Genomic DNA, 4,025 nt, shown 5'->3' with positions numbered 1-4,025 from the left:
TACTAATAGATGCAGAGCATGAGGACTTTAAACCAAATGCACAAGCATTTATGTTTGGATTCCATAATGGAAGTTTAGAGAAATAGTACAAATAAAAAGATACCAAGAAGTTTATTCTTGGTATCCCACAGTTATTATTCTGTTATATATTCTAAGAAGTTTTCTATGAATATCAGATTCTCTGATTCAGACATTTTCCAACCTTCTATATTTATAATTACATCTTTACTTCCTTTTCTGTGACCAATCCACATTTCACCTTTTTCACTGTATCTGATCTCTCTTACATTATCTAATATATCTTGTCTTGCTTTTGTTATTATCATTTTAAGTTCGCTCATTGGTACTTTAGTATCAACTTTTATTTCAGTAACATCTCTAAATTCATTTACGTTTACATTCACTTCCACTACTTTTAGTTTGCTTTTTTTGTTTGTGTTAGTGTTTATGTTAGTGCGTATTCCTTCCATTTGTGCAAAGAATTTACCTATTGAATCATCAATTCCTACTTCTGTAGCCAAGAACATAGTTAATCCTATTAATTTCTTTAGTGCATATTCTTTATCTTCTTTATCTACAGTTTCTAACATGCTAAATATTTCTCTTATTTCTTTTTTAACTAATTCTGGTTCTACCCTTCTGTCTATTAATCCTTGTAATCCATCTACCTTAGTTCTTAATAATGTTGTTTTCATTTTGTTTCCTCCTAGTGTTTTTATATGTATGTTTATGTATTATGTTGTCGAATTTCCTCGACCACATATATTAATATACTATAAAGTATTAACTACGTCAACACTTTTTAAAAAGTTTTTTTAAAAAAACAAAAAAAATAAAGGTGCTACTCCGAATGAGCAACACCTTTGTTGGGGATAGTAATCCATAATATATTTGGGATTTAAAATTATAAGTTCATAGGGGAATAAACTAAATATAATCTTTTATGGACATCTTTTACTATATCTATAGTAACACCATTCGACATGTTTTTCAAATGGTAAATAAAGTAAATCTATATTCCGAATGCACTTAGCAATTCATCATCACCTTTGTCCTTTAGATATGACATCGTTACAGATACATCTTCGTGATGTGCCAAGATTTTTAACTGTTCGATTTCTAACTTCTTACCACCTAGATATTCTCTACAGACATAGTGGCTACCATCCCCATAGTTCTCTAAACTGCTATGCCTAAAACTGTGAGGATTAAATTCTTTATACTCAAATTTCTCTGCTACTATTTTACGCCATGAGATCACCCAAGCATAAAGTGTTTCGTAAGATGCAGGTACTATTTTTCCATCTTTTCTAGTAACCCACAGTGCATCACAATCATCTTTTCTAGTAGACATATATAAATCATATATCTCTTTTGTCTTTGCTCTATATAATAATCTAAATTTCTTATTTCTTTTACCGACTACTATATTTGTAAAGTTTTCATCTTCCAGAGCAAAATTCTTTACCACTTGATGGCATTCATTTCTACGCCCTGCCGAATCATACATTAACATACAGAACAGTGCTTGTTGATACTTTCCTTTTTCAATTAATCTATCATAAAGATATAAAATTTCCTCGTCACTGAGAAAGATTATGTCCCTAACTTTCTCTTTTGTCATTCCTTTGATTCGACTTGGATTAACCCTACAGTCCTCAAATTCCTCAGAATAATCATCATCATCCAATCCGAAATTCATTAAGTTTCTGCTCGTTGAAAGCATTCGATTTATACGGTTTGATCCCAAGTTATTTTCCTGCATCCAAAGGATCATATTTCTGAAACTCTTTCTATTTAATTTATATAATGGTTTATTGTCCAATTCTTCTAATATATAGATTAAAACTATCCTTGCATCGTTGAAATATTGCACCTGCGTTTTTTCAGATTTTCCTTCTGCTTTTATTTGTAACATATAGTCTTTTAATAAATCTTTGTTATATTTATTGACCTTATCCCATTTTGCTTTTGTGTATACTCTATTATAAACCTTTGCCATTTGTTTCTCCTTTTTCATATTTATTTAATGTACCAATAAAAGAAACTCTATGAGCGTATTTCTTTGGAACTCCTCTTTTTGTGAACCATTTATCAACACCAGAAAAACCAAAATCATTTACCAATGTTTCCAGTATTTCTTTTTGTGTATTTCTTTTTATGATTTGCCCATCTATTACTATCACACATTTTAGTGCTTTCGGATGTTTTTCTCCGTACTTTGACGCACTTCTTCTTTTTCTTGTTATTGGATTATTGTGATTCTCTTTACTACTTACCCATCTTAAATTTTCAATATTATTGTTTGTTCTATCGCCATCAATATGGTCAACAAACTCTTTTCCTATCGGTGGTTCTCCTATAAAACATAATGCTACCAATCTGTTGATTCTCTGTGTTTTATATAAATTCGTACTAGTTTGCAGATAACCATCTTTATTGGGATTTCCTATATATTCTTTGATGTTTCCTTTTTTATCAACAGTTACAATTTTTCCATTTCTATTTATATATTTATTTATTCTACTTCCTTTGTGTATTATTTTATATTCCTCATTGTTGTAAATCATTATTTCTCCTTTGTATAAAAATGGTGCTACCATTTTAGTAGCACCAACTTAATTATTTCTTTATTCTTGACAATATTATATCGTCTATTTCTTCTGCATCTTTTGCTACACCTTTGAATGCTTGTATTAGTTCTCCACCATAAAAAGCAAACCCAGATGCAATTATTGCAGTAATTACACCTTCTTTTGTAGGATTCATATATGCTCCAATTCCAGACCCTATTACAATGCACAAGATTCCTTGTAAACTACGTTGAATTGGTGGATACCATTGCATCACGATAAGTTTAACTATTAACGTGACTACTATTAATTCTACAATTTGCATTTCTAACATATTACTGCACCTTCGTATAACCCATGTGAATAAATCCAGTTATACTCTTTCCTTTTGAATCTTTTATCCCACTGTTACATGAACCCCACAATGAACCATCTTTTGCTTTATCAATGTACCAAACATTTACCACTGTTCCTTTTGAGAAAGTTTTTAATATCCCATACTCTGATCCTCTACCACGTCTGCAATTTAAATTACTAGTTAGAACAACATTTTTTTGGAATGCTCCTATTTCAAAACTTTCTTTTACTTGCTCCTTTATAGTTGTATCTACTAATCCTTCTGCTATTCTTCTTGCTACTTCTTTTTTTCCTATTTTGTCATATTTAGCACAGTCTATTGCACTGTCTATGAAGAATGATTCAATCATGATTGCAGTTGGATGTGTATCACGTAGCATGTATAAATTACTTCTATACACTAGACCTCTATCATCAAACATTGTCCCCAGTTTGTTTTGTACTCTCTTTGCTACCGTTTTCCCTGCAGTTGAATGATATAGCACCTCTGACCCATCTGCTTTGCCATTATAACTATTTGCATGGAACTCTACAATCAAATCATATTTCCCACTGTTTGCTATCGGCAATTTGTAATTATCTTCATATGTAGAAGATGTGTATTTCCCCTCTGGAACTATGATTAAATCATTCGGTTGACCTATTGAATCCAACCATTTTTTTGTTTCTGTTGCTAATTCTTTATTCACAAAATATTCGTTCTTAATACCTTGTGAAGAAGTGTATCGACCATCTTTCAGTTTACTGTGTCCTACGAATAGTCCTATTCTTTTGTATTTTATCATTTACTATCTCCTTTTTATTTATATTTGAGAAGGTGTTTCCACCTTCTTAACAATCTATTGCATCTGCAAAATATTCATCTTTTGTTTTGATGTAATCATATGCCTTGTTGTATATGTTTACATTTTCTGCATCCATACTTTCTGGGGAAAAATTATTTGTATATTCCCCTTCTTCCCATTTGGCTCTTACTTTTTTTATGTTCATAGGTTCACATTCGCTCAATCTAGTTTCCATATTCATATATGCTCCTATTGTAATGTCTCAGTAATTGTATCTTGGATTTAGATTTATATTTAATATTCTCCAATA

The 4,025-nt window shown here is 30.8% G+C and carries 6 protein-coding genes; all 6 read right to left on the bottom strand.

The genetic code is table 11. The annotated features are described in order from the left end of the window. Window positions 1–134: 134 nt before the first annotated feature. The gene (locus VLM92_RS01690; protein WP_325274623.1) at window positions 135–695 is read right to left on the bottom strand and encodes a hypothetical protein; all 561 of its coding nucleotides are present in this window, start codon (window positions 693–695) and stop codon (window positions 135–137) included. A gap of 317 nt (window positions 696–1,012) precedes the next feature. Next, entirely contained in the window at window positions 1,013–1,702 is a 690-nt protein-coding gene (locus tag VLM92_RS01685) for a tyrosine-type recombinase/integrase (protein ID WP_325274622.1), read from the bottom strand. 283 nt (window positions 1,703–1,985) lie between these two features. Then, the gene (locus tag VLM92_RS01680; RefSeq protein WP_325274621.1) at window positions 1,986–2,603 is read right to left on the bottom strand and encodes an HNH endonuclease signature motif containing protein; all 618 of its coding nucleotides are present in this window, start codon (window positions 2,601–2,603) and stop codon (window positions 1,986–1,988) included. A 19-nt stretch (window positions 2,604–2,622) separates the two neighbouring features. Continuing rightward, a complete protein-coding gene (locus VLM92_RS01675) occupies window positions 2,623–2,907 on the bottom strand; it encodes a hypothetical protein (RefSeq protein ID WP_325274620.1) in 285 nt (94 codons plus the stop codon). A 1-nt stretch (window position 2,908) separates the two neighbouring features. Next, complete coding sequence (locus VLM92_RS01670) at window positions 2,909–3,715, bottom strand: N-acetylmuramoyl-L-alanine amidase (RefSeq protein ID WP_325274619.1); 807 nt, start codon at window positions 3,713–3,715, stop codon at window positions 2,909–2,911. A gap of 46 nt (window positions 3,716–3,761) precedes the next feature. After that, on the bottom strand, window positions 3,762–3,950 hold the full coding sequence (locus VLM92_RS01665; protein WP_325274618.1) for a hypothetical protein: 189 nt from the start codon (window positions 3,948–3,950) through the stop codon (window positions 3,762–3,764). Window positions 3,951–4,025 lie beyond the last annotated feature (75 nt).

The organism is Romboutsia sp. (assembly GCF_035470145.1).
Classification (GTDB): domain Bacteria; phylum Bacillota; class Clostridia; order Peptostreptococcales; family Peptostreptococcaceae; genus Romboutsia_D.
Note: the sequence above shows the minus strand (reverse complement) of the source record. Positions and strands in the feature narration are given on the sequence as shown.